This window comes from Peristeroidobacter agariperforans, from assembly GCF_004138335.1.
GTDB lineage: Bacteria > Pseudomonadota > Gammaproteobacteria > Steroidobacterales > Steroidobacteraceae > Steroidobacter > Steroidobacter agariperforans.
Genome location: NZ_RYFW01000001.1, coordinates 1,886,633 through 1,911,928, shown reverse-complemented (window position 1 = coordinate 1,911,928; position 25,296 = coordinate 1,886,633). Strand labels below are relative to the sequence as shown.

Sequence of the window (25,296 nt, the reverse complement as noted above, 5' to 3'; positions counted from 1 at the left end):
CCATGGGCCACCGCCTCTCAAAGATCTACACACGCACCGGCGACGACGGTACGACCGGGTTGGGCGATGGATCGCGGGTCGAGAAGACGCATGCGCGCATCGAGGCGTATGGGACGGTAGATGAGGCGAACAGTGCGATTGGAATGATCCTCGCTGTGCCTGACCTGCCGACCGATGTGTCGGCGGCGCTGACGCAGATTCAGCATGAGTTGTTCGATCTCGGCGGAGAGCTCGCGGTGCCGGGGTATCGGGTGATCACAACGGCGCACATCGATGCGCTGGAGGAAACGCTGGATAAGTTCAACGAGCCGTTGCCGCCGTTGAAGGAGTTCATTCTGCCCGGCGGGGGACCGGCGGCGGCCGCTTGTCATCTCGCGCGAGCTATTACGAGGCGGGCGGAGCGCTGCTCGTGGGCGGCGTCGAAGCAGGAAGACATCGCCCCGGAAGTGACGCGTTATTTGAATCGCCTGTCCGATCTGCTCTTCGTGATCGCGCGTGTCTTGGCGCGGCACGAGAACGGACAGGAAGTGCTTTGGAAGAAAACGACGCCGGTCAGTTCAAAGCCAGCACGCTGATCAAATCGTCCTTGGGCGTGAGCCGGAGCGTGATCTCCTGCTCCAGCTCGCGCGACACCACCAGGGTCGCCTCGAAGCGATTGACCATCACCGGCTTCACCGTGGAGCCGCCGGGCCGGTGCGTCAGCATGAAGCTGTGATAGGCGCCGGCATGGGTGGCGGCGAACTGTACGAGGATGTTGATGCCGCCGCCCTCGTCATTGATGCGCTCGTCACAAATCACCAGGAACGCCTGATCGGCCGGCACTGAAGCGAAGGCGCCCGCACTGCGCAGCTCGCTCAAGAAATCAGAGATCTGCCGCGACACTCGCATCCAGGTGCCCGCCGCGTTGGGTAAGCCCGCACACCAGCGCGTGCCGCGCTCGATGGCGTTGATGACGAACAGCGAGAAGCGCCGCTGCGCCAGATAAGCCCAATCCGACGACGCACTCGCGCCGCAGGCCAGTGTCCGCAAAGCCGGCCACTCGCGATCGGGATTGCGCACCGACTGCAGCACGTTAACGCCCATGGCCGCGAGCAGCCAGCGATCGGAGCTGTTCACTTCTTTGGCCAGCTTGGCGCTGGAGCGGAGCATCGGCTCCGGCTCGCGATCTGAAACCGCCGCCGCAACCGCCTCACCCGAGCGCGACAACAATCCCGCGACCGCCCCGCCGTTACCGAAGACTTCGAGGCGTCCTCGCAGCCGATCCATCGCCGCGATGCGCGGGAAAAACATCAGCGCGTTGTCACTACGAAAGTCGAGGGCCTTGAGCGAACGAATCGCCTCGGGGGCACTCTCCCACGACGAAGGCGGGTCGACGATGAGCATCGCCCGCTTGTCCCGGCAGAAGCGGGTTGCGACCAGCAACGCGCTCACGCCCACGTCGATGACTCGCGCCAGCGGCGGGATATAGACGAACGCCAGGTCGTCGACGCTTCCCAGTGCAAACAATCCCGTGCCGCGGGCGGCCGAGCCGATCACGTCATAGTCGCTGATGGGCTTGCCGTCGTCGCCATCGGGATTGGAGTTCACATAGCCCACCGGCAGATTGGTGCCCGGCATGAGCGTCCGATCGGGCCGGATCATCGGCACGGCGCCGCGCACCCGCATCAGGTCCGATTCCAACAGCACCGAAGTGACAAACCGGGTCGACTGCGGATCCACCGACAGGGCACGGAACGTTTCCTGCTCCTCGACCCGCTCCGAACCCGGCGAGCGCACGCGTTGAATGACCAGGTTGAAGGTCTGTTCGTCGTTGTTATCGATATGGTCGTAATCGATCGAAGCTCGCAGGAACTCACGAGTGCCGGGAGCTCGCGCTTCCAGTCGCAACGTCTCTCGGCCGCACTTCAACGAGAGCGTGACCGGCGCCGCGCCGTTCGCGACCCGAACGATCACGGCCTGGCGACCGCCCTGCTCGAAGAAATGCTCGACTGCGTAGGAAAGCGGACTCGGCTGCCACAGGCCGCCGAAGTGCTGCTGAAAGTCCGCGAAGCTGCGGACGACGATGGGTTGATGCAGCGGGCCGCGAAGAGTACGACCGACAAACGCGGTCAGTTGCGCGTTGGCGCGCGCAATAGGTTGCTCCGCACTCGACGTTGCCGCGAACTGGATACCAGCGAGCGTTTGCTCCCGCACCGTACCTCCCCAGGTGTGTGCGGAGCGTAAGTTATCATAGCTATTGACAGGCGCTACAACTGTTTACAGCTGATTCGTGCCGAAAGTGTCACAAGCCTGCACCGAACCCGTCTCGTAGCCGCGTTTGAACCATCGCACTCGCTGTTCCGAGCTGCCATGTGTAAACGACTCCGGCGCTACGTAGCCGCGCGCCTGCTTCTGCAAGCGGTCATCGCCGATCGCGGCGGCAGCATTCAATCCTTCTTCGATATCGCCCTGCTCGAGCAGCTGGCGCGAACGGTCGGCGTTGTGTGCCCAGATGCCGGCGAAACAATCGGCTTGCAGCTCCTGCCGCACCGACAAGGCATTCGCCTCGGCCTCGCCCGCTTGCTGCCGGGCCGCCATGTTGCGTTCCGAAATGCCGAGCAGCGTCTGCACGTGATGTCCGATCTCGTGCGCGACCACATACGCCTGCGCGAAATCGCCCGGTGCGCCGAAGCGGTTCTGCAGCTCCTGATAGAACGACAGATCGATATAAACCTTGTGATCGCCGGGGCAATAGAACGGCCCGACCGCAGCCTCGGCGAATCCGCAAGCCGACTCGACCGCGCCCGAGAACAGCACCAACTTCGGCTGCTCATAGGTGCGCCCGGCCTGACTGAAGATCTGGCCCCATGTTTCTTCCGTATCCGCCAGCACCACGCCGACGAACTCGCGCTGTTGCGCTTCCTCGGGAGTTTCCTGATAGGGCCCTTCCTGGGACGTGGGCGCCGAAGGCTGCACGCCTTGCAGAACGACCGATGGATCCTGGCCGAAGTAGATGGCGATCAACGCCAGCACGATAGTGCCGATGCCGATGCCGCCCGCCCGTCCGAAACGGACGCCACGCCGATCTTCAATGTTCGAGCTGCCTTGCCGGCCTCGCCAACGCATGACGTCACTCCGCCGAGATTTCTTGTCGGTAGAGGTTATACGGCCTGGACCGGAAAGTGTTCCGGTCGCCGCTAAATTGAAGTCGAGCTTATGCCGCCAGCTGCTTCGGGTCGGCAGTAATGAGAGAGGAATACAGCTCGGCCATGCGCGTGGCCATTGCGCCGGCCGACCAGGTGGCGGCGTAGGCGCGTGCTTCAGTGGACATCGTCCGCCGGCGCTCCGGATCATCGAGCAGCTCGACGACCAGATTTGCGAAACCTTCTTCGTCATCCGGCGCGACGCGCGCCCCGCGCTCGGGCTTCACGATGTCGGCAGTTCCCATGTAGGCGGTAGAAACAACCGGCGTCCCGCAGGCCATTGCCTCCAGCAGCACCAGGCCCTGAGTCTCGGTCTTCGATGAGAACACGAACAGATCGCCGGCGTTGTAGCAGTCCGGCAGCTCGCGCTCACGCGACAGATAACCGACGAACCGAACGTTCGCCGACAGTTTCAACGACTCGACATACGACTTGCAGTGCTCGAGCGCGGGTCCTTCGCCAGCCACGACCAGCACGGTCTCGGGCTTGCGCTTCACGACCCGAACGAACATTCGCAACAGGAAGTCGATGTTCTTTTCGTGAGCGATGCGCCCCACGTGCACCAGCGCCGGTCGATTCGCTGCAATGCCGACACGCTCGCGAAAGCGACGGCCATCGCCGCTCGCGAAACGTTCCATCTCCATGCCGGTGGGGATGATGTGCATGGGACAACGCACGCCGTAGTTCTGCAATGCCTTCTGCATCGCCATCGAGGGTACGACGAGCGCATCGAGCGCGGAACATTGGGAGACGGTGAATCGACGCGCGACGAAGCGCATCACCGAGCGAGGAATCAGCGGCACGTAGTGGTGCAGATACTCCTCGAAGTAAGTGTGATAGGTCTCGATCACCGGCACGCCGAGCTCCCTGGCGACGCTCACGCCGTAGTAATGGGCAATGAACGGCGTCTGGATGTGCACGAGATCGAAGCCGCCGCGTTTGAGCTCCGGCCGCAGCGAGCGGAGCGCATTCTGTCGGAGCATACGATCTTCCGGATCGCGCGGCAGATAACGGGAAGGCACACGGATGACCGGCTCCTGGCCCGCGTCGGAATATTCGAGGGGATACTCCGGGGCGATCAGCACCGTCTCGTGGCCGGCCGCGTGCAGGCCGCGGCGGAATGTCTGGATCGAGGTAGAAACGCCGTTGATGCGCGGAAAATAAACATCCGAGATCATCAAGATGCGCATGCCGGCACTCGTGACTGACGATGGGCGCGGAGCGTATGGCGTTTACATGACAGGTTGATGAAGAGGGACCGGAAGCCCTCGCCAAAAAAAACGGCGGCCCAACCTGGCCGCCGTCGTAGAGAAACGGACTCCTTCTGTCAGGTCGCCTGGCGCAGAGCAGCGATGCGCTCTTCCAGCGGCGGATGCGTCATGAACAGTCGCGCCAGCGCGCCGGGCTTCTTGTCGCTGCTGATGCCCAGGGCCTGCATGGAATCCGGCAGCGGCGTTGCATGGCCGTGACGCAGACGTTCCAACGCGCCGATCATGTTCTGGCGACCGGCGAGGTTCGCGCCGCCCGCGTCGGCGCGGAACTCGCGATAACGCGAGAACCACATGACGATCATGCTGGCGAGAATGCCCAGCACCAGCTGCGCAACGATCGTGGTGATCATGAACGCCGGGCCGTGGCCACGCTCGGTCTTGAACACGACGCGGTCGACGGTGTACCCGATCACGCGCGACAGGAACACGACGAATGTGTTCACGACGCCCTGGATCAGCGTCAGCGTCACCATGTCGCCGTTCGCAACGTGACTGACTTCATGCGCGAGCACGGCTTCGGCTTCGCGTTGTGACATGCCGCGCAGCAGTCCGCTGCTGACTGCCACGAGCGCGTTGTTGCGGTTCGCACCCGTCGCAAACGCGTTCATGTCGGGCGCGTCGAAGATGCCGACTTCAGGCATGCCGATGCCGGCGGTCTGCGCTTGTTTGCGCACGGTCTCGACCAGCCAGGCTTCGGTCGCATTGCCCGGTTGCTCGATCACTCGCACGCCCATGCTGCGCTTGGCGATGAACTTCGACATGGCCAGCGAGATCAGCGAGCCGGCGAAGCCGACGACGGCGGAGAAGATCAGCAGGTTGGTCAGATCGAGGCCCGTGCCTTGCTCGTTGAGAATGCGATCGACGCCGAGCAGGCGCAGGGTGACGCTGAGGACCAGCAGAATGGCCACGTTGGTGGCGACGAACAGCAATATGCGTTTCATGGTTGACTCGAGGCCGATGGATCGATTCCTGGGGACAAACGCGGCAGCATCGAACGCAGCTAACCTGCGGTCGATATGCGGCCGGACGCCCACCGCTTCAAGCGGGCGCCCGGTCGCAATAAACGAGAGGATTTAGGAGCCGCTGGCGGCGCCAGCAGGCTTCGCGGCCGTCTTTTTGGCTTTCGGCGGCGTCTTCTTGGGCAACGGCTTGCCGTCGCGCACCGCTTCGAATTCTTCGGCGAGAAACAGACCTTCTTCCGTGTAGTTCCAGGTGGCGCCCTGCGGCACCCGGTTCTCCACGCGACGAGCTCGGGCGAGGTAGGCCTCGGTCGTCACGTTCTGGCGCGAAATCGGCATGGCGATGCCACGCGACTGCGCAATGATTTGATTCAGCAGCTCGATGTCGACGGCCGCAGCGTGCTGTTGCAGCTTCTGCGACAACTTGTCGTTGATGCCGGCGGTGAGCAATTCCTGTGCGCCCTTGGGATGCTCACGCTCGTCATCCTCGAGCACCGGAAACACCTGCACATACATCGCGTCCTTCTGCCAGCCGAAGACGAACGGCTGGTTGACGACGGTGACCTTGGTGCCAACCGGAATCTGGTCGTACAGCTCGGCGATGTCTTCCGGATAGAAACGAATGCAGCCGTGGCTCGAGCGCATGCCGACGCCGTAGGGCTTATTCGTGCCGTGGATCAGATAGCTCGGCCAGCCGAGCGTCATTTTGAAAGCGCCGAGCGGGTTGTCCGGGCCCGGCGGCACACGCGCCGGCAACGGATCGCCGTTTTCCTTGTGCTCCTTGCGTACCGACAGCGGCGGGGTCCAGGTCGGGTTCTTTTGTTTGCTGGTGACCTTGGTGCTGCCTTCCGGGGTCTGCCAGCCGATCTTGCCGATGCCGATGGGATGCGTGATGACGGTGCGCATGCCGTCGTCGACTTCACCCTTCTTCAGCTTGGGCGGCTTCGGGAAATAATAAACGCGCAGCTGTGCAAGATTTACAACGAGGCCTTCACGCGGCGCGTCCGGCAACACGAACTGAGTCGGCACCACGATCTCGCGACCGACGCCCGGCAGCCACGGATCGACGCCCGGATTGGCGCGCAGGATTTCTTCGTAGCCGACATTGAAGCGTCGTGCGATGTCGGGGAGCGTGTCCTCGCCCTGCACGTGAGTGATCTGGATCTCGCCGACGACTTCGTCGTGCGCCGGATCGAAGCGGAATTTATGCGTCGCGATCGGTGCTTCGATCGGCGGCGGTGCAGGCGGGGGCGGCGGAGGCGGCGGTTCAGCCGGACGGATGAGTTGGCAACCAGCGGCCACCAGAGCCGCGGCCAACACCACCAGACGGCCCAAGCCGGAACGAATCGACGGGTTCATAGGGCTACTTATTACCTGATTGAGCCGCGCTTTTCCATTTCCGTACCCCGGCAGAGCCACTCGCCAACCCTCATAGCAGTGTCGGGCGATCCGGCAACTCGTTGCGATCCGCCGCGGGAAAATGCCGCGAAATCAGCGCGCCTGCCGCCTCAATGCCAGCAATTACCGCAGACGCCGCCGAGCCATGGCTGAACAGCTGCTCCATGCGATGACACACGTCGGTCCACTCTTGGGCGCTGATGCGGCCGTTGAAGCCACGATCGGCGACGATCTCGACATCACGATCGGCCCAGAGCACATAGATCAACACGCCGTTGTTGAGTTCGGTGTCCCACACGCCCAAGTGGGAAAACGCCTGCAGCGCGCGCTGGCGCGGCGTGATGTCGCTGAACAGCTCGGCCGGATCGAGGCTCGCTTCGAGCGCGATGCGCACCTCGCCGCCGTGGGTCTTCTCGGTGTCGGTAATTGCCTTCTCTATCGCGTTCAGCGCGGTTTCATCGAAGGCGCGCCGCAGGCTGCGTCGAGGCATGAAGATGTGTCGGGCGAGTCGGGCGAAATTCATGATGCTTACCACCGTCCCGAAGCACCGCCGCCGCTGAAGCCGCCACCGCCGCCGCTCCAACCGCCGCCTCCGCCAAAGCCGCCTCCACCGCCGAAGCCGCCGCCCCAGCCGCCACCGCCCCAACCGCCGCGACGATTGCTCCAGCCGCGGCCACCTCCGCCGCCACCGCCGCTGAAGAGTGCGAACAGGAAGGCGACGACGGCGGCGACAAAGGAGATCGCCATGACGCTGGTCAAAATCCACATCAACAGACCGGCGATACCCGCCGTCGCACCCGCCCCGCCGACACGGCCGAGCATGCTTCGCAAGATTCCGCTGCCGACGAAAACAAACATCAGCAGGATTGGCAGCGCATTACCGATGCCCCGCGCCTCACCGCCCCCGGAGCGACGCTCAGGTTCGGGCAGCGGCTCGCCTTCGATCACCGCGATGATTCGAGTAATTGCTGCATTGATGCCGCCCGAGAAATCGCCTTCGCGGAAGTGCGGCACGATGACCTGCGAGATGATGCGACTGGCGATGACGTCCGGCAGCGCGCCTTCCAGACCAGTGCCGACTTCGATGCGCACCGCGCGGTCGTTCTTCGCGACCAGCAGAATGACGCCGTCATCCGGCTCGGCCCGGCCGACCTTCCATGCATCGGCGACGCGAATGGAATATTGCTCGATCGATTCGGGCTGCGTCGTCGGCACGATGAGCACCGCGATCTGACTGCCCTTCTCCTGCTCGAATGCGAGCAGCCTGCTCTTCAGTGCAGCGGTTTCTTCGGGCCGCAGCGTGCCCGTGAGATCCAGCACCGGCGCGTCCCGAGGCGGCGCTGGAACGGGCGTTTCTTGCGCAAACGCAGCGAACGCCAACAGCAACGTCAGCAATAGCAGCCAGGGAATCGCAGCCCGCGGCGCTGGCAAGCGTCCGCGGGAGTTGGCGAAGGCGGTCATCAGGGTATTCGCGCCGTTCTCGAGCCGGTTCAGCCGGGCTTCTCAACCTGGGGCTGCGGCGCCGGCTGCGCCGGCGGAGTCTGCTGCTGCGGCCCAGACTCGGTGCGACCGAAGTCCACCGCCGGCGGACGCGCGATCTCGCGCTCGTTCTCCACCGAGAAGTTCTGTTTCGATTCGTGCCCGAACACCTTCGCGGTGAGGTTGGTCGGGAAGGAGCGTACGGTGACGTTATAAGTCTGCACCGCGTCTATGTAACGTTTGCGCGCGACCGCAATCCGGTTCTCGGTGCCCTCCAGCTGCGCGCGCAGATCCTCGAAGCCGGAGATGGATTTCAGCTCCGGATAACGCTCCACGACCACCATCAGTCGCGATAACGCCTGGCTCAACTCGCCTTGCGCGGCCTGCCACTGCTGGAACGCCTGTGGATTGTTGATCAGCTCCGGCGTCGCCTGGATCGATGTGGCGCGGGCACGCGCTTCCACGACGCTATCGAGAATGTCCTTCTCGGCCTGCACCGCGCCCTTCACTGTGTTCACCAGATTGGGCACCAGATCGGCGCGGCGCTGATATTGGTTCAGCACTTCCGACCAAGCCGCAGTCACCTGCTCATCCTGCTGTTGCAACCGGTTGTAACCGCACCCGGTCAACAGCGCGCCGAGCAGTACCAGCAAACCTACGCGCAGAACATGCATGACGGAGCCCTTCATAGTAATCGTCGTTTCGCCGGGCCAGGTTCTGCGCATCCCTGCGCTCCCGGCACTTCGGGCATCTTGCCCAGCGTCGCCGGCAGCACACGTCAGCCGCGCACCGCCGGACCCGTCAGCGAAACCGTCCTGGATCGGTCAGAGTTCCGCCGACAGCAGCTGTTAAATTGGGGAAATTCGCTCGAAGTTTCAAGCGCGCGCCGGCGAGTGCAGCAAAGTCGCCGGCGGCTTCACCAAATCCGGACCCGCTCGGCGGGCGCTTTGTACATCTTGTCGCCCGGCTTCACGTCGAAAGCCGCATGAAACTCCGGCAGATTCGCGACGACGTTATTGGTCCGGTACTCGCTCGGACTGTGCGGATCGGTCAGCAGGCGGCGGCGCAACTCGTCATCGCGGTACTTGCGTGCCCAGCCCTGGGCCCAGCCGATGAAGAAGCGCTGCTCGCCGGTGTACCCGTCGATCACCGGCGCGGACTTGCCACGCAAGGATAGTTGCCAGGCGCGATATGCCATGGCGAGGCCGGCGACATCCGCGATGTTCTCGCCCATGGTGAGGTCGCCGTTCACAAACAGGCCGGGCAACGGGCTCAGTGCGTTGTACTGCGCGCCCAGCTGCTTGGCGCGAGCGGTGAACTCAGCATTGTCCTCCGGCGCCCACCAATCGTTCAGGTTGCCGGCGCCATCGTAGCGACGGCCCTGATCGTCGAAGCCGTGACTGATCTCGTGTCCGATGACCGCGCCGATGGCGCCGAAATTGATGGCGTCGTCCGCGGCGACGTTGAAGAACGGCGGCTGCAGGATGGCTGCCGGAAACACGATCTCGTTGGTCGGCGGGTTGTAATAAGCGTTGACGGTCTGCGGCGTCATGAACCATTCGGTGCGATCGATCGGTCCGCCCAGTTTGGCGAGATTGCGTTCGAACACCACGGTCGAGGCGCGCATCTCGTTGCCGATCAGATCGTCGCGACGAATCTCGAGCTTCGACCAGTCGCGCCACCTGGAGGGGTAACCGATCTTCGTGGTCAGTCGCTCCAGCTTCGCGTGCGCTTTTTGTTTGGTGGCCGGCGACATCCACTCCAGCGAATCGATGCCTTGTCGATAAGCCGTCAGCAGGTTGCCCACCAGCTCATCCATGCGGCGCTTCGCGTCCGGGCTGAAGTGACGTTCCACATACATCTTGCCGACCAGATCGCCCATCGCGCCGTCGACCGTATCCACCGCGCGCTTCCAGCGCGGCTTCAGCTCTTCGATGCCAGACACCGTCCGCTGAGTGAAGTCGAAATGCAGGTGCGCGAACTTGCCCGGCAGATCGGGCGCATAAGTGCTGAGCAGCTTGTAACGGAAATAGCCGCGCCAGTCGGCCACCGGCGTCGTCGCAATCAGCTTGCCGAGCGCTTCGAAATAGCTCGGCTGCGCGACGACCAGCGCCTGCGTCTTGTCCATGGGAATCTGCGCGCCGGCGAAGAATGAATTCCAGTCGAAGCCCGGCATGAGCTTCGGCAAGGCCGCGACTTCATAGCGATTGTATGTTTTCTGCGCGTCGCGATTCTGCACGCGCGTCCAGTGCGACTTCGCGAGCTGCGTCTCCATCGCGACGATTTTCTCCGCGACGCTCTCGGCTTTCGGCGTGTCCGCGGCGGCGAGCAGATCATTCACGTAGACCTGATACTTCTCACGAATGCCCTTCAGGCGCTCGTCGCCGGACAAGTAATAGTCACGATCCGGCATGCCCAGACCGCTCTGCGCAAGGATGCCTGTGTACTGGCTGGAGTTCTTCCGATCGACCGAAACGTAGTACGCGAACGGGTGCATCACCGAGATGCGCTGGCTGTAACCGATGTGGCGCGCAACGTCTTGCTTGGTCTTCAACTCATCGATGCGCTTGAGCTCGGCCGCTAGCGGCGTCAGTCCGCGCGCTTCGATGGTTGTCTCATCGAGGTAGCTCGCATACAGGTCGCCGACCTTCTGTGCGTCCGAGCCCATCGGCGCATTGGCCGCGGCGGCTTCTTCCAGGATGGTCTTGAGATCTTCCTCGGCGCCGTCTTCGAGCAGCGAGAACGTGCCGTAGTTGGAACGGTCGGCCGGGATGGTGGTGTTGGCGAGCCAGTGGCCGTTCACGAATCGATAGAAATCATCCTGCGGCCGGACACTCTTATCCAGGTTCGAGCCGTAAACGCCGGAGCGCAGGGTCGATGTCGATGAAGCTGCCGGCGGCGCGCCGGTCGGCGGGCTCGAACAAGCGGCAAGAACGACGGCGCAACTCAACGCAGCGAGCAAAGGTTTGGCGTTCATGCCCGCGATCATAGCGGGCGCCGCTGTACTGCGGAGAGGCCATTGAACAGTCAGTGGGGTCGGCCGACCTTCAGATGCAAGGGCCAGGTCACCGTCCTGGTCTCGACCGGCGAGCCCCAGCCCGGCGCTATCTCCGCCCGCAGAGCGGGCAAGGGATCCTGGCCGGTCGTGCGCTTGTATCTCTGCACGGCCGACCAGGTGCCGAGATAGCCGATCAAGCTGTCCAGGTCCCATTGCAGCTGCAGCTGGAATTGCGGCGTGCCGATCTCCTGGAACGGGAACGGCAGATCGCGATACGCGCTCTCCACCCAGCGCCGCTCGGGCGGCCAATAACTGCCGACGACATCGCTATAGAAGTGCCTGACGATGGCGTCGATCTGCGGCTCGACGTAAGCGAGCCCGTAAGTCCACAAGGCCAGCGCGCCGTCGCTCTTCAGTACGCGCTTCACTTCGGGATAGAAGCGATCGTGATCGAACCAATGCGCGGCTTGCGCGGCGACGACGAGATCGACCGTGTGGGCGCGCAGCGCCGGTTGCTCGGCGAGATTGCCGATGTATGCGACGTGCGGATGCTGTTCGGCGTTCTGCAGTTGAGACACGCTGCCATCGCTCGCAACCACCAGCTCGAAATGTTCGGCCAGCCCGACTGCCGCCTGTCCGCTGCCCGTGGCGCAGTCGAGCGCGACCTTCCGATGTGGCGTCAGAGAGGCGAGATAGTGGAACAGCTCGGCCGGATAGTCGGGGCGATATTTCGCGTACGCATTCGCGTGGCCGGAAAAATGATCTTTGAAACTCACGGCAGCTCCGCCAGGAAACGATCGAGCGCCGCGCGACACTGCGGCTCGTCGAGCTGCGGCACGTGCCCTCTGTTCTCGACGGTCACTCGCTGCAGGCGCGGATGCTCGCGTTGCATACGGTCGAACACATCCACAGACAACAAATCGGACAGCGCGCCGCGAATCGCCAGCGTCGGCGTATCGCGCAACGCGTTGAAGGCGAGCCACATGCCTTGCGCCGCGCCCGGCGGCGGCACGACCGCTCGAATCGCGTCGCCGATGCGTGGATCGGCTTCCAGCCGCGGCGAACCTGTTTCGTCTTCGCTGTAGGAAAGTCGCACGAAATCGCGCCACTGTTGCTCGGTGAAATCGGGCAGCGCTACGTCGAAAACATATTTCATTTGCTCCACGGCTTCATCCCAACTTCGCGGCGGCGGAAAGCGCCCCGCGTAACTTCGGATACGCGCAGCGCCGACCGGATCGACTTCCGGCCCGATGTCGTTGAGCACGACGCCCGCGAAAGTCTGCGCACGAACTGCGCCCATGAGCATCGCAACCAGGCCGCCGAGCGAAGTGCCAATCGCGATGACGCGATCGATGCCCAACTCCCGCAGCAACGACCACATGTCGTCGACGTAAGTCATCGGGTGATAGTTCATCCACATCGAGTCGTACTGCGACTGCCCGCGCCCGCGGAAGTCCGGCGTGATGACTCTTCGTCCGGGGGTGATCTTGAGCGCCAGAGCCTCGAAATCACGACAGTTGCGCGTCAGCCCGTGCAGGCAAAGCACGGGCACTTTTTTCATGTCGCCCGGATAGTCGCGGTAGTAAAGCTTCAGCCCGTCGCGCGAGCGATAGGTCTGCTCGGAATATATCGGCATCCCGCCAGGATAACCCGCGGCGAAATCGAGGCAAAAAAAACCCCGAGCTTTGGGCTCGGGGCAGAGAAGCGGACTTTCTGAAGGGAAGTAAAGCCCGCTAGGGGATTCGAGACTGATCTATTCGATGAAGTTTGGGGGCACCCGCTTTAGTGCAACCGGCTCCACTGCAGAACCTTGATATCCTTGGTGTCGCATTCGAAGTTCTTGGCCAGCACCGAGGCGGCTTCCTTGAGGTCGCCGCGCAGCAAGGTGCGGTTCACTTCGACCACGCCGCGGAACTCGCTCATGCCCTTGGGGGCCCGTTCTTGCAGCAGAAAGTGCGTGTAGTACTTGATGCTCATGGGACGGCAGAGTAAAGAGCGCGAGGGCCGGCGACCGTGAAGGATTCCACAGAATTTCGGCCATTTGACGTTATCAGCGACGGCCTTACGAAAGCTTGGCAAATCGGATCACATGTCCCGTTACCGACCGCCTCAACCAAAGGGTTCAAAGTTCATTACTCCTGTCGGTGCACAACGACTCAAGGACGAATTGGACCACCTGTGGCGCGTCTTGCGCCCGCAAGTCACGCAGGCCGTGCAAGAGGCCGCGGCCCAGGGCGACCGCTCGGAAAATGCCGAATACATCTATGGCAAACGCCAGCTGCGCGAGATCGATCGCCGTGTACGTTTTCTGCGGCAACGACTCGACGGCATGGTGATCGTCAGCCAGCCCCCGTCGGATTCATCCCGTGTGTTCTTTGGCGCCTGGGTGACGCTCGAAGACGACAATGGCGCCGAGAGCGAATACCGCATCGTGGGCCCCGACGAGTTCGATGCATCCCGGGGGTACATCAGCATGGACTCGCCATTGGGCCGCGCGTTGTTGCGCAAAGGTTTGGATGATGAAGTCCGCGTCGAAGTTCCGGGCGGTCTCAAGACTTATGTAATAACCGCCGTGCGCTACGAGACGCCATCAGGCGGATGATTAAACGCCCGTTAACTCGACGATGACGGCTATAGCCCGAATAGGGAGAAGAGGCGGCGCACCGGCCCCGCAGCCGCATCCAGATCGCGTTTACGCCGGGTGTGCATGCGCTTCAGCAATGTTTCCCGGCGTTGACTCAACCATTGCTCGCGGTCCGCGCCGGGCGGCGAGTGACGCTTGGCGAGCTGCGCCGCGCGGAATTTGCAGAAGTCGCGGTACGCCTCCAGGTCGTGGTGCAGATCGCGACTGACCAGCTCGATCATGATGGCTTGGTCGAGCAGCGCCGAAGAGGCGCCCGGCGCCGGCTCGCCGAAACACGCCAGCGCGTTCAGCAGGCGCTGCGAGTCTTCCTCACTCAGCCGCCACTCCGCGTCGTCGACCATGTCGAGCATGGTGCCGAGGCGCGAGTAACGTTCCTTAACGAAGTCGGCGAGATGCGCTTGCGCGCCTTTCAAATAAACCTCGCGTGCCGAAGCAACGATGCGCTCGATGGGTTGCGCGCGCGCCGCCGACTGCCGCACCTGCGCGACTTCCGCGAGGTGCTGCAGATCGGCGTCGCCGAGATTGAAGCTGACTTTGAATGGCATGAAGTGGCTAGCCGTTCCTTACCAAGTGCCACCTCGGGTACATGGATGTACCCCGCCGCCTAGGGCGGCGGGCGAGCGGCAAAAGTCACGCCTTTTGCCGCCTCGCCGCGAGGGTCGTGGCAGGATGCCCGACCCCGAGTTTTTATATGCTCTCGCAATGTGAATCAGCTCAAACGATCACGTTTTTGAATTGCCACGGATCGCTCTTGTCGAGGTTCTCCTCGAACAAGCGGTTGCGATCGAACAGCGGCGTCCAGTCGCTGTATGCACCGACCACCGGGCCGAGGTACGGCATGCAGATCTCGAGGTTGCGGCGGAAGTCCATCTCGTCCGGCTCGACCACGCCGCGATTCGGATTTTCCATCGCCCAGATCATGCCCGACAGCACCGCCACGCAAACCTGCAAGCTGGTCGCCGTGTTGTGCGGAACGAGCTTGCGCGCTTCGTCGATCGACAGCTGCGAGCCATACCAGTACGCATTCTTCTTGTGACCCGCCAGCAGCACGCCGAGCTCGTCGATGCCGCCGGAAAGGATTTCCTGATTCAGGATGCGCTTGTGATCCTGCAGCCGCCAGTTGCGGCCGGCGAACTCGTGCACCGACATCACTGCGTCGTCGCACGGGTGATAGGCATAGTGCACCGTCGGGCGGTACACGACCTTGTCACCTTCGCGATGGCTCAGATAGTCGGAGATCGAGATCGACTCGCCGTGCGTGATCAGGAAGCCGTGGAAATGTCCGGCTTTCGGCGTCCACGTGCGCACGTTCGTGCCGGCGCCTGGCTGCATCAGATAGATCGCGCTCTGGCGGCCAAACTCGTGACGACGACCCTGCGGCGGCAGCTCCTTCTCGTGCGTGCCCCACCCCAGCTCCGCCGGCTGACAGCCTTCGCTCACGAAGCCGTCCACCGACCACGTGTTCACGAACTCGTTGACCTTCTTCGGCGTGTTGGCGACCTGCGTATCGCGCTCGGCGATGTGAATGACTTTCACGGCGAGCTTGGCCGCGAGCGCCGCCCACTCTTCGCGCGTCTTCGGGTTGCCCGCGTCAACGGACGTGTCGGCCGCGATGTTCAGCAGCGCCTGCTTCACGAAGTGCGACACGAGGCCGGGGTTTGCACCGTGAGTAATCACGGCCGTCGGCCCGCCCTTCTGCGCGTCGCGCACCGCCAGCATCTGCTCGCGCAGCGCGTAGTTGGAGCGCAGCGACGGCGGCACGTTCGGATCGGTGTAGCCGCCGGGCCACGGTTCGATGCACGTGTCCAGATACAGCGCGCCTTTCTCGTGCGCCAGCTTGACCAGCGCGATGCTGGAAACATCGACCGACAGGTTGAGCAGGAAATCGCCCTTGCCGACCAGCGGCTCGAGCACCTGGCGATAGTTTTCCTGCGTCAGCGGGTTGATGATGAACTTCACGCCGTATTCGGCGGCTTCCTGCTGGCCCAGATCTTCCGCGGTCACGATCGTGATGCGCTCCGGTGGGAGCGCGATGTGACGCAAGATGAGTGGCAAAACTCCCTGTCCGATGCTGCCGAAACCCACCATCACGAGACGGCCGGGGAAGTTGAAATGCACGGGATATTGGGACATAGCACACTCACTCACGCAACGAACAACCAAAAAATTTGGGAACGTCGAACCTCGATTGCGAAACAGCTCGCTTCGGCGACGGCGCGCAGTTTACTGACTTTTGCCGCCGCGTCGACCGTAATGAAAATCGACGCCGATAAGTGCGCCGCGTGAGCGCACTTTCAAGAGGCGACAAAGATTTTTTTTGCAGCGGCGCGCTCGTCAATGCGCACCGCGGGCAGCCTTATTCTTTTTCTTTCCAGTGCGGCGGATAGGTTTTCTCGTAGCCGGGCAGCGCTTCGACGCGCTTGATCCACGCGCCGATGGCCGGAAAAGTCGTCTCGATCGGCAGCAGACGCGCGCGCAGATCTTCCGCCTCGCGCCGCTCCAGCACGCGCATCAGCTGCTGGATGCCCGGAAAAATGACGATGTCGGCGGCCGAAAACGCCTCTCCGACCAGCCACGCGGACGTCGCCAGCCGATTTTCGATGGTGCGCGCCTCGGCGATCACGAAATTGAGCGCTCGCTCGATCTCCTCCATGTGCCCTTCGACGCCCTGGAACAGAATCGCGTAGATGAGCTTGGCGAGGTGATCTTCCGCGTACGACTGGTACTCGCAGATCACGCGCGTGATCGTGCCCTCTTCCTCGGCGTTGTGGCCGAAGATAGGTATCTCGGGATACTTGCGGTCCAGGTAACGCAGGATGGCGAGCGACTCGAACACCACATAGTCGCCGTCCTTGAGCACCGGCACGCGCCCGCGCGGGTTCATCTGCAACATCTGCGGCGAGCGGTGCTCCTGCTTGGAGAACTGCACCAGATGCGACACGTACGGCAACCGCTTGTGCTCGAGCGCGAGCAGCGCGCGCCAGGAATAAGGGCTGCCGCTACCCCACCACAGTTCCAGTGCCATGAAGTCGTCCCCACGAAGCCAAGGGGCGGATTGTAACGAAGCGGGCCTCGCTGGCTAGTAGACTAGCGACATGCACACCACACTCGTCAGCGTCGGAACTCTGGCGCAACACCTGACCGATCCACGGTGGTTGATCGTCGACTGCCGCTTCGACCTGGCGCAACCGGCGGCGGGAGAAGCTGCATATCACGCCGGGCACATTCCTGGCGCCATTTACGCGCATCTGGATCGCGACCTGTCGAGCCCGATCACGCCGTCGACCGGCCGGCATCCGCTGCCGGATGCTGAACATTTTGCGCAGACGATGAGTCGCTGGGGTGTGGGCGCCGACACACAAGTGATCGCGTACGACGCCGACAACGGCATGTATGCATCCCGCTTGTGGTGGCTGCTGCGCTGGGTGGGGCATCGCGCAGTGGCCGTTCTCGATGGCGGTTTGAAGGCGTGGACCGCCGCGAGTCTGCCACTTGGCACTGAAATTCCTGCACGCCGGCCGACCCAATTTCAGGCGCGTCCGGATCGCGAGTTGTGGCTCGATGCCGACCAGGTGCAGGCCCGCGTGCAACAGCCGGACTGGAGACTGCTGGATGCGCGGGCGCCCGAACGCTTCCTGGGCAAAGTCGAGCCGCTCGACAAAGTCGCCGGCCACGTGCCAGGCGCTCGCAATCATCCGTTCTCGACCAATCTGTCGAGCGATGGCCGCTTCGGCGCGCCGGAGGAATTACGACGTCGCTACGAGCAGTCGCAGGCGGGCGTTGCGGACGATCACACCATCGTAATGTGCGGCTCCGGCGTTACCGCGTGTCATCTGCTGCTCGCGATGGAAGTCGCCGGAAAACCTGGTGCGCGCTTGTACGCGGGCTCGTGGAGCGAGTGGATCAGAAATCCGCAGCGAGGCGTTGCAACTACGGATTAAAACGCACGCTTAATTTCGCAATCTCTTTGCAGTATCGTTCGCGCCTTTCCTACACGGCCCAACCTTCAAAGGCCAGCGCACTTGGACTCCACTGCTAAAAAACCCCTGCCTGTAGGCGTCACCAACGGCTCCTGGGACACCGAGGATTCGCTCGAGCTGTATCAGGTGCCGCACTGGGGCAAGCACTACTTCAGCATCAACGCCGCCGGCCACGTCGTAGTGCGCCCGGATGGCTCGCCGGATCGCGAGATCGATTTGTATGAAGTGGTCGAAGGGCTGCGTCAGCGCGATCTGACCACGCCGGTTGTGGTGCGCTTCTCCGACATCCTGCGCCATCGGCTCAGCCGGCTGCAGAAGGCGTTTGCGCAGGCCATCGCCGAGAACGACTACAAGAACCGCTACACCGCGGTGTTCCCGATCAAGGTGAATCAGCAGCGTCTGGTGGTCGAAGAGGTGTATCGCTACGGCAAGGAATTCGGCTTCGGCCTGGAGGCCGGCTCCAAGCCCGAGCTGCTGGCGGTGATGGCGCTGACCGAAGATGCGCCCGAGCGCATGATCGTCTGCAACGGCTTCAAGGACGACAGCTACATCGAAGCCGTCATCCTCGCCACCAAGCTCGGCCGCACCATCATTCCGGTGATCGAAAACTTCGAGGAGCTGCAGCTGGTGCTGAAGCACGCACAGAAGTATCAGGTGCGCCCGCGCATCGGCGTGCGTGTGAAGCTGGCGAGCGAAGGCGCCGGACGCTGGCGCGATTCGGCCGGCGAGAAATCCAAGTTCGGCCTGTTCGTCACCGAAATCCTCGAGCTGGTGAAGGTGCTGAAGGCCAACGACATGCTCGATTGCCTGGAGCTGGTGCACTGTCATCCCGGCAGCCAGCTGCAGGACATTCGCAAGGTCAAAGACGCGATCAACGAGCTGGCGCACGTGTACGCCGAGCTGAAGCTGATGGGCGCCGGCCTGAAATATATCGACGTGGGCGGCGGCCTCGGCGTCGACTACGATGGCAGCGGCACCAACTTCGAATCGTCGATGAACTACACGATGAACGAGTACGCCAGCGACGTCGTGTATCGCATCGGCAGCGTCTGCAACGCCCGCGGCATCGACCATCCCGTCATCGTCAGCGAATCGGGTCGCGCCACCGCGGCTCATCACAGCGTGCTGGTGTTCAACGCGCTCGGCTCATCGTGCTTCGATAAATTCCGCATCTCGGACCGTATCGAAGACGAATACAGCGGCGACAAGGACGAGCTGCCGCAGCCCGTGCTCGATCTGTTCGAAGCCTATCGCACGATTTCCGAACGGCGGCTGGTGGAGTGCTATCACGACGCTCTGCAGGCGCGCGAACAGGCGCTGCAGATGTTCAACCTCGGCCTGCTGAGCCTGGAATTCCGCGGCCTGACAGAACGTTTGTATTGGGCGACGTGCGCCAAGATCCGCGACTATTGCCGCAAGCTGGAACGCGTGCCGGAGGAGCTGGAAGGCCTGGAGCTGATTCTTTCCGATACTTACTTTTGTAATTTCTCGGTGTTCCAGTCGCTGCCCGACAGCTGGGCCATCGACCAGTTGTTCCCCATCATGCCGATCCACCGGCTCGATGAGAAACCGACGCGCAACGGCGTGCTGGCCGATATCACCTGCGACTCCGACGGCAAGATCGACCGCTTCGTCAGCCAGCGCGAAGTGAAGCGCACGCTCGAGCTGCACGAACTGAAGCCCGGCGAGGAGTATTACCTCGCGGTGTTCTTGGTCGGCGCGTACCAGGAAACGTTGGGCGATTTGCATAATCTGTTCGGCGATACCCACGTCGTGCACATCCGCTTGCACGACGAAGGCGGCTGGTGGATCGAGGAGATCGTCAAAGGCGACACGGCCGGCGAAGTGCTCAGATATATGCAGTACGACGTGGAACGGTTGTTTCCGCAATTCGCCCGCGACTGCGAGCGCGCGGTCCGCGAGGGCCGCATGACGCTGGCCGAGAGCCAGGCGTTGCGCCGTTTCTACGAGTGGGAGCTGAACGGTTACACGTATCTGGAAGGATGACGTCGTTCCAGGCCGGGCGGAGCCCGGCCTTCCTACCTGAGCGACCCTGCGTTCGCAGCTGCAAAAAATTCCAAAAATCCCGTTGTCAAGTAGGATCATTGCAGTCGCCAAAAGGCTGACGTAGTATCGACCGCGGTCAGCTGAATACGCATTTCAACCTACAAGAGCGACCTTCGGACATACGCGCTTCATAGCTCGTCTCCACGCCACGCCATTCCCATGGTTGATTGTCAGCGACCAAGACACGGCGATCGTTCTCTCATCCGGGAGCCCATGAGCTCTGCGGAGGCGATCGTTTGGCTGCAACTTTTGTCTGGCCTCAAAGAGTGACCTTCGATGACGACGATCTACGTTGGCAATCTACCGTTCAGCGCCACTGAAACGGACGTCCGCTCCCTGTTCGAAAAACACGGCACGGTGCAATCGGTCAAACTGGTGAACGATCGCGAAACCGGACGCCCCCGCGGCTTCGGTTTCGTGGAAATGCCCTCCAGCGATGCCCAAACGGCCATTCAGCACATGAATGGTTTCGATATGGGCGGTCGGCCGCTGCGCGTAAACGAAGCCCGCGAGCGCGAAGCCCGTCCGCCGCGGCAAAACGGCCGCTGGTAACCAGCTCCGACAGCCTGCTGCAACCAGGCTGCCGTAACTGAACCGGTCCGTAAGCCCAGGCTACGCTCCGCAGGGCGTGGCCTGGGCATGGTTTTGATTTGCCACTGTCGCATCCACTATCTTCGCGGCTCGTGAGGTCGCGAGGAGAAGGAATGAGATTGCCCTGCGTCGCCCGGTCGTTCTATTGGTTCGTACTGAGCGCGATAATTCTGACTGGTTGCGCGACGACGCCTGCCACCGATCCAGCCACCAGCGCCGCGCTCGATACCGTGCTTCGCGGTGAGCACCGCGCACCCGAGCATCGCGCCCGGGATATATACCGCCATCCCAAAGAGACATTGGAATTCTTCGGCTTCCGCCAGGACATGACGGTGGTCGAAGTGTGGCCGGGCGCCGGCTGGTACACCGAAATTCTCGCACCGCTGCTGAAGGACCGCGGCCAGCTGTATAGCGCGCTGCTCGACCCCGCCGCCGGCGAATACGCCAAGAGCACAGTGGATACCTACAAAGGGAAGCTGCGGATGCGGCCGGATCTATACGGCAAAGTGATCATGACGACGCTGGCCGCGCCGCCGGCCAAGAACGAGATCGCCCCGGCCGGCTCGGCCGACCTGGTGCTGACGTTCCGCAATCTGCACAACTGGATGATGTTTGGCTGGGAACGCGACGCCCTTGCCGCCATGCACGCCGCGCTCAAGCCAGGCGGCGTGCTCGGCGTGGTCGCGCATCGGGGCAACCCGCAGCTGCCGCAGGATCCGAAGGCCGCGTCCGGTTATGTGAACGAGGCTGTCGCGATCCGCATGATCGAAGCCGCCGGTTTTCAGCTGGTCGGTCGGTCGGAGATCAACGCCAATCCCAAAGACACCAAGAACTACGAGAAAGGCGTGTGGACGCTGCCTCCCGGCTTCGCCGATGGCGACGATCAGCGTTACAAACAAATCGGCGAGAGCGACCGCTTCACGCTGAAGTTCGTGAAGAAGGCGCCATGAAGCGCGCCCTGACCGCACTGCTGCTTGGCTGCCTGCTCAGCACGCTCGCACACACCGCCGAAGAGCCAGCGGCGCCGACCCCGGCGCCCGCGACCATGGAGGGCTCAGAAACGCTGAAACCCAAGGGACGCCTGCGCCTGCTCGGCAGCGAGGTGCCGCCGGGCACGCGCAAGAAACTCATCTGGACCAGCGGCCAGGCGATGGAAGGGTTCGTGTCGCCCGTGCCAGTGTTCGTGCTCAATGGCAAAGGGCCAGGACCGGTGTTGTGCCTGACAGCCGCCGTGCACGGCGATGAGTTGAACGGCATCGAAGTCGCGCGCCGCGTGCTCGACGACATCGACGTGGAAGAATTGAATGGCGCGGTCATCGGCGTGCCCATCGTCAACATCCAGGGCTTTTATCGCGGCGCTCGCTACCTGCCGGACCGCCGCGATCTGAATCGTTACTTCCCGGGCAATCCGAAGGGCAGCGCCGCCACGCGCATGGCGCACTCGTTCTTCACCGAGGTCGTGAAGAACTGCTCGGCGCTGATCGATCTGCACACGGGCTCGCTGAATCGCACCAACCTGCCGCAAGTACGCGCCGACCTGCGTTTGCCGCAGGTGTCCCGCATGACCAAAGCTTTCGGCGCGACCGTCGTTCTGCACAGTGTCGGCGAACGAGGCTCGTTGCGACGGGCGGCGACCGAGGCAGGCATTCCTTCGGTGACGTTTGAAATGGGCGAACCCATGCGCGTGCAATCCGAGCAGGTCGAGCACGGCGCCAAAGCGGTGGAAACATTGCTGTACTCGCTCGGCATGACCAAGCAGCGCCGCTACTGGGGCGATCCCGAGCCGGTGTACTACGCCTCCAAATGGGTGCGCGTCGATCACGGCGGCATCCTGTTCTCCGACGTGGCGCTCGGCGAGCGGGTCAGCGAAGGCGAGTTGCTCGGTGTCGTCACCGATCCGATCTCGAATCAACAGCATCGCATCTACGCGCCCACCAGCGGTCGCGTGCTCGGCATGGCGTTGAATCAGGTCGTGCTGCCGGGCTTCGCGGCCTATCGCATCGGCACCGCCACCACGCCCTCGAAGATGTCCAAACAAAGCGCCGAAGATGCCGCCGAGGACGACGAGTCGGCGCCGCCCACCGAGGAAGCCGATCCTCCTCCAGGTTGAGTCACATGAGCATCGAAAAGATCACCCACATCTTCACCGGCCGCGCCATCACGGTGAACGTCGAGGAAGTGCGGCTGCCAAATGATCACGTCGCAACGCTGGACATGGTTCATCACCCCGGCGGCGCCGCGATCATGGCGCTCGACGACGCCGGTTGCGTTTGCCTGGTGCGGCAGTACCGTCACGCGGCCAATGGCTACATCTGGGAATTCCCGGCCGGCAAGATCGACAACAAGGAACCGCCGCTGCAGACGGCGAAGCGTGAGCTGGAAGAAGAGGCCGGCCGTCGCGCCCGCGAGTGGCGCAGCCTCGGCGACTTCCTGCCCTCTCCCGGTTTCCTGACGGAGGTGGTGCACTTGTTTCTCGCCACCGGCCTGACCGAGGTCTCCAACCGGCTGGAAGCGAGCGAAGTGCTCGAAGCGCATTGGCTGCCGTTCGATCAGGTCTTGCAGATGGCGCAGTCCGGCGAGCTGCGTGACGGCAAGACCCTGGCGGCACTGCTCCGAGCCGCTCCTTATGTGCAACCGCCGGCCCGGCAGCTGGCTTTATAGGCTCGCGAGTGTCGGTATTTTTAGCGCATTTGCAGCACTGTCGATGTACATGACAGTCGAGCCTGCACATCCGCCACTCACATCACACTTTTGCAACTTGCCCGTCGTGCTGCGAAGCACTTCAATAGCGACACCCGTCCAAAAGGATGAGAGACGTGGAATTCTCAACAGGGGCCGGAAGGCGCGAACCTACGGCAGGAGATGGAGACGCGGAGTTGAATGACGATTTGAAGAAACTAGGCTTTCGTCTGCGGCCCCGAGTGGTCGAGCCGAAGCAGCCGGGCCGCATTGCCTTCGACGAGCGTGGCAATGCCGTTTATGCGTGGAATGACGATCGCTTCAGCGAAGACGGCGAGGAAGGCGAGCGCGCACGTCGCAAGGCCCTCGATCACCCCGGCCTGTCGTTTGCGGAAGAAGAGCAGCCGACCAACACGATCCAGAACAACGCCAAAGGCTCGCGTCTGGGCTACAACCCCTACGAGAGCGGACTGTTGCAGCGGAAGCCGGCCGCGCCGAAGCGCGACCTGCGCGAGCTGTCGAAATGGATCGAGATGAAGAAGCGCGTCGGCGACAACAACAGCGGCGAGTGAGCCTCACACCGCGAGTTGTCTGATCTTCTCCTGATGTCCGCAACGAAAGAATCGGCGTAGCTCCGCGAGCCACTTCTCCGGTTGCGAGCGCCGCGGGTGCAGATAGCGCTGATCCAATGACCGGCAGTAGCGCGCCGCGTGCCGATTGGCTTCTTCGTAGCGACGCCGGCTGATCTCGTCCAGCTGCGGCAGGAAGCTCACCCCGTTGAACATCCTTGCGTGCAACGCGCTCGGGAACGCACCCGCGCGTTGCTGGGTGATCAATGCGAGCGCAGTAGCATACTTGTCCACTTCGGCCTGCAGCTCCAGCTCGAGCAGTGACACCGGCCGGCCGCGCGCCAGACTCCAGATCAAGTAATGAAAGTGACTGACGCCTTCGAGCGCCGTGCAGAAGTCGTGCAGGTTGCCTTCGTCGAGTGCCTTCAGCGGATCCTGACGCTCCAGGCGGTCGAGCACTCGTGCATCGATGAACAAGCCGATGCGCACGCCGCCGTCTTCCTGCACCACGAACACCTGCTCGTCGCTGAGCGGCCCGCGTTGATCGCCGACCACTTCACGCAGCCGCTGCGGGTCGCTGATCAGGAAATCTTCGGCGTCGTGTTCGACGGGGGCGTCGTACAGTCGGGTCAGGAGCGACTGCATACGACGCAGCAGCATGTCAGTGCTCCTTTCTCCCGGCATTCACCGGTGCGACACCGAGCCTCTGCAGGATTGCGAAGGCGCGCGGACTGCCGGTCTTCAGCCAGATCTCGTACAGGCGCAGGATGTCCTTGTCGGTGTGCTGATACGCCATCTCGGCCACATCGTTGAGCACATCGACCAGGCGCTGAAACTTTCTTGCGAGCTCCAGGAACACCGTGGCGAACGCCTGGCCACGAATCGAGTAGCGCATGTTTTCGGCGAGCGTGCCGTAGGCGCGGCCGCCCATGGCAATGTGATAATCGACGTCCACCAGTTTGCGCGCAAAGCTTTGCGCGAAGAAGCCAGCAATGAACAGAGAAACATCGCCCAGGCGACGCAGCGCTTCGTCACGCTGCTGGCTGGACTGCGCCGCCGAGGCATCCGCCAGCATGTGGGCCAGCGGTTTGAGCCGCACACCTTCGGGCGTTCTTTCGTAGAGCTCTTCGGAGCGTGCGAACACGGTGAGCACGTTCACGACGTAGTGTTCGGTGTGATCGTCGACAGCCACGCGTTGATTGCGTAGCGCCTTCTGCACCGAGTCGTGAAAGAACTCGCGCAGATTGGGGACCGCAACTACCGTTCCTGAGCCATCGTCGCTCATCGCCAAGCACCTCGTGCATGACCCTTGTACTAAGACATCGGCATCAGCCGTCGAGAATTTAACCCTCTAGCGTTAGATGCGGTTCCCAGCGGCAAGTTCGCAACAGGCGCGCGGATGGATCCGGCGAGATTTGTGAGAAAGTTCCCTTAGCACTCGCCGGCAATGTTTGCTAATCAAGAAAAAGGCCCCCTGCC

Annotated in this window: 26 protein-coding genes and 1 pseudogene; 10 read left to right on the top strand and 17 right to left on the bottom strand. The window is 62.7% G+C overall.

Annotated elements, in window-relative coordinates:
* Positions 1–2 precede the first annotated feature (2 nt).
* Positions 3–575: a cob(I)yrinic acid a,c-diamide adenosyltransferase gene (locus tag EK373_RS08310; protein WP_129642224.1), complete on the top strand. Its 573-nt coding sequence runs from the start codon at positions 3–5 to the stop codon at positions 573–575.
* Here EK373_RS08310 and EK373_RS08305 read toward each other — a convergent pair.
* The 11 genes from EK373_RS08305 to EK373_RS08255 form a co-directional block, all read right to left on the bottom strand.
* Positions 553–2,193 carry a hypothetical protein gene (locus EK373_RS08305; RefSeq protein WP_129642223.1) on the bottom strand — a complete coding sequence of 547 codons (1,641 nt, stop codon included), beginning with the start codon at positions 2,191–2,193 and terminating at the stop codon, positions 553–555. The genes EK373_RS08310 and EK373_RS08305 overlap by 23 nt on opposite strands.
* A gap of 63 nt (positions 2,194–2,256) precedes the next feature.
* Positions 2,257–3,105 carry a KPN_02809 family neutral zinc metallopeptidase gene (ypfJ, locus tag EK373_RS08300; RefSeq protein WP_129642222.1) on the bottom strand — a complete coding sequence of 283 codons (849 nt, stop codon included), beginning with the start codon at positions 3,103–3,105 and terminating at the stop codon, positions 2,257–2,259.
* An 88-nt stretch (positions 3,106–3,193) separates the two neighbouring features.
* Entirely contained in the window at positions 3,194–4,372 is a 1,179-nt protein-coding gene (locus tag EK373_RS08295; protein ID WP_129642221.1) for a glycosyltransferase, read from the bottom strand.
* A 137-nt stretch (positions 4,373–4,509) separates the two neighbouring features.
* Entirely contained in the window at positions 4,510–5,394 is an 885-nt protein-coding gene (gene htpX, locus EK373_RS08290; RefSeq protein ID WP_129642220.1) for a protease HtpX, read from the bottom strand.
* 132 nt (positions 5,395–5,526) lie between these two features.
* A complete protein-coding gene (locus tag EK373_RS08285) occupies positions 5,527–6,771 on the bottom strand; it encodes a L,D-transpeptidase family protein (RefSeq protein ID WP_129642219.1) in 1,245 nt (414 codons plus the stop codon).
* Positions 6,772–6,841: 70 nt separating this feature from the next.
* A complete protein-coding gene (locus EK373_RS08280; protein WP_129642218.1) occupies positions 6,842–7,333 on the bottom strand; it encodes a TPM domain-containing protein in 492 nt (163 codons plus the stop codon).
* A 5-nt stretch (positions 7,334–7,338) separates the two neighbouring features.
* Entirely contained in the window at positions 7,339–8,271 is a 933-nt protein-coding gene (locus tag EK373_RS08275) for a TPM domain-containing protein (protein WP_129642217.1), read from the bottom strand.
* 29 nt (positions 8,272–8,300) lie between these two features.
* Positions 8,301–8,963 carry a LemA family protein gene (locus tag EK373_RS08270; protein ID WP_129643451.1) on the bottom strand — a complete coding sequence of 221 codons (663 nt, stop codon included), beginning with the start codon at positions 8,961–8,963 and terminating at the stop codon, positions 8,301–8,303.
* Between the two features lie 242 nt (positions 8,964–9,205).
* Positions 9,206–11,266 carry a M13 family metallopeptidase gene (locus tag EK373_RS08265; protein ID WP_129642216.1) on the bottom strand — a complete coding sequence of 687 codons (2,061 nt, stop codon included), beginning with the start codon at positions 11,264–11,266 and terminating at the stop codon, positions 9,206–9,208.
* Positions 11,267–11,316: 50 nt separating this feature from the next.
* Positions 11,317–12,063, bottom strand: coding sequence for a class I SAM-dependent methyltransferase (locus EK373_RS08260; RefSeq protein ID WP_129642215.1), 747 nt, complete (start codon positions 12,061–12,063; stop codon positions 11,317–11,319).
* On the bottom strand, positions 12,060–12,923 hold the full coding sequence (locus EK373_RS08255) for an alpha/beta fold hydrolase (protein WP_129642214.1): 864 nt from the start codon (positions 12,921–12,923) through the stop codon (positions 12,060–12,062). The genes EK373_RS08260 and EK373_RS08255 overlap by 4 nt, the downstream gene beginning before the upstream one ends.
* Here EK373_RS08255 and EK373_RS34225 point away from each other — a divergent pair.
* A pseudogene (locus EK373_RS34225) lies at positions 12,905–13,024 on the top strand (hypothetical protein); the annotation flags it as partial. The gene EK373_RS08255 and the pseudogene EK373_RS34225 sit on opposite strands and share 19 nt — an antisense overlap.
* 45 nt (positions 13,025–13,069) lie before the next feature.
* Here the strand turns inward: EK373_RS34225 and EK373_RS08245 are convergent.
* On the bottom strand, positions 13,070–13,264 hold the full coding sequence (locus tag EK373_RS08245) for a hypothetical protein (protein ID WP_116810813.1): 195 nt from the start codon (positions 13,262–13,264) through the stop codon (positions 13,070–13,072).
* Positions 13,265–13,376: 112 nt separating this feature from the next.
* Here EK373_RS08245 and greB point away from each other — a divergent pair, with 112 nt between their 5' ends.
* Positions 13,377–13,889: a transcription elongation factor GreB gene (gene greB / locus EK373_RS08240; protein ID WP_129642213.1), complete on the top strand. Its 513-nt coding sequence runs from the start codon at positions 13,377–13,379 to the stop codon at positions 13,887–13,889.
* A gap of 29 nt (positions 13,890–13,918) precedes the next feature.
* On the opposite strand, the gene EK373_RS08235 is transcribed toward greB, so the two are convergent.
* The 3 genes from EK373_RS08235 to EK373_RS08225 form a co-directional block, all read right to left on the bottom strand.
* On the bottom strand, positions 13,919–14,476 hold the full coding sequence (locus EK373_RS08235; RefSeq protein ID WP_129642212.1) for a hypothetical protein: 558 nt from the start codon (positions 14,474–14,476) through the stop codon (positions 13,919–13,921).
* A gap of 169 nt (positions 14,477–14,645) precedes the next feature.
* On the bottom strand, positions 14,646–16,064 hold the full coding sequence (locus EK373_RS08230) for a homospermidine synthase (protein ID WP_129642211.1): 1,419 nt from the start codon (positions 16,062–16,064) through the stop codon (positions 14,646–14,648).
* 223 nt (positions 16,065–16,287) lie between these two features.
* Positions 16,288–16,956 carry a glutathione S-transferase family protein gene (locus tag EK373_RS08225; RefSeq protein ID WP_129642210.1) on the bottom strand — a complete coding sequence of 223 codons (669 nt, stop codon included), beginning with the start codon at positions 16,954–16,956 and terminating at the stop codon, positions 16,288–16,290.
* Between the two features lie 70 nt (positions 16,957–17,026).
* Between EK373_RS08225 and EK373_RS08220 the strand changes: the two genes are divergently transcribed.
* The 7 genes from EK373_RS08220 (at position 17,027) to EK373_RS08190 (ending at position 23,820) form a co-directional block, all read left to right on the top strand.
* Complete coding sequence (locus EK373_RS08220; protein WP_129642209.1) at positions 17,027–17,872, top strand: sulfurtransferase; 846 nt, start codon at positions 17,027–17,029, stop codon at positions 17,870–17,872.
* A gap of 81 nt (positions 17,873–17,953) precedes the next feature.
* Entirely contained in the window at positions 17,954–19,918 is a 1,965-nt protein-coding gene (gene speA / locus EK373_RS08215; protein WP_198683148.1) for a biosynthetic arginine decarboxylase, read from the top strand.
* A 336-nt stretch (positions 19,919–20,254) separates the two neighbouring features.
* On the top strand, positions 20,255–20,530 hold the full coding sequence (locus tag EK373_RS08210; RefSeq protein WP_129642208.1) for an RNA recognition motif domain-containing protein: 276 nt from the start codon (positions 20,255–20,257) through the stop codon (positions 20,528–20,530).
* A gap of 152 nt (positions 20,531–20,682) precedes the next feature.
* Positions 20,683–21,519, top strand: a complete 837-nt coding sequence (locus EK373_RS08205) for a class I SAM-dependent methyltransferase (protein ID WP_129642207.1) — start codon at positions 20,683–20,685, stop codon at positions 21,517–21,519.
* Positions 21,516–22,679 carry a succinylglutamate desuccinylase/aspartoacylase family protein gene (locus EK373_RS08200; protein WP_129642206.1) on the top strand — a complete coding sequence of 388 codons (1,164 nt, stop codon included), beginning with the start codon at positions 21,516–21,518 and terminating at the stop codon, positions 22,677–22,679. The genes EK373_RS08205 and EK373_RS08200 overlap by 4 nt, the downstream gene beginning before the upstream one ends.
* Before the next feature lie 5 nt (positions 22,680–22,684).
* Entirely contained in the window at positions 22,685–23,230 is a 546-nt protein-coding gene (locus tag EK373_RS08195; protein WP_129642205.1) for an NUDIX hydrolase, read from the top strand.
* Positions 23,231–23,445: 215 nt separating this feature from the next.
* Complete coding sequence (locus tag EK373_RS08190; protein ID WP_129642204.1) at positions 23,446–23,820, top strand: hypothetical protein; 375 nt, start codon at positions 23,446–23,448, stop codon at positions 23,818–23,820.
* 3 nt (positions 23,821–23,823) lie between these two features.
* Here the strand turns inward: EK373_RS08190 and EK373_RS08185 are convergent, their stop codons facing one another.
* A complete protein-coding gene (locus tag EK373_RS08185; protein WP_129642203.1) occupies positions 23,824–24,477 on the bottom strand; it encodes a hypothetical protein in 654 nt (217 codons plus the stop codon).
* A 1-nt stretch (position 24,478) separates the two neighbouring features.
* Entirely contained in the window at positions 24,479–25,102 is a 624-nt protein-coding gene (locus tag EK373_RS08180) for a hypothetical protein (protein ID WP_198683147.1), read from the bottom strand.
* Between the last annotated feature and the right edge of the window lie 194 nt (positions 25,103–25,296).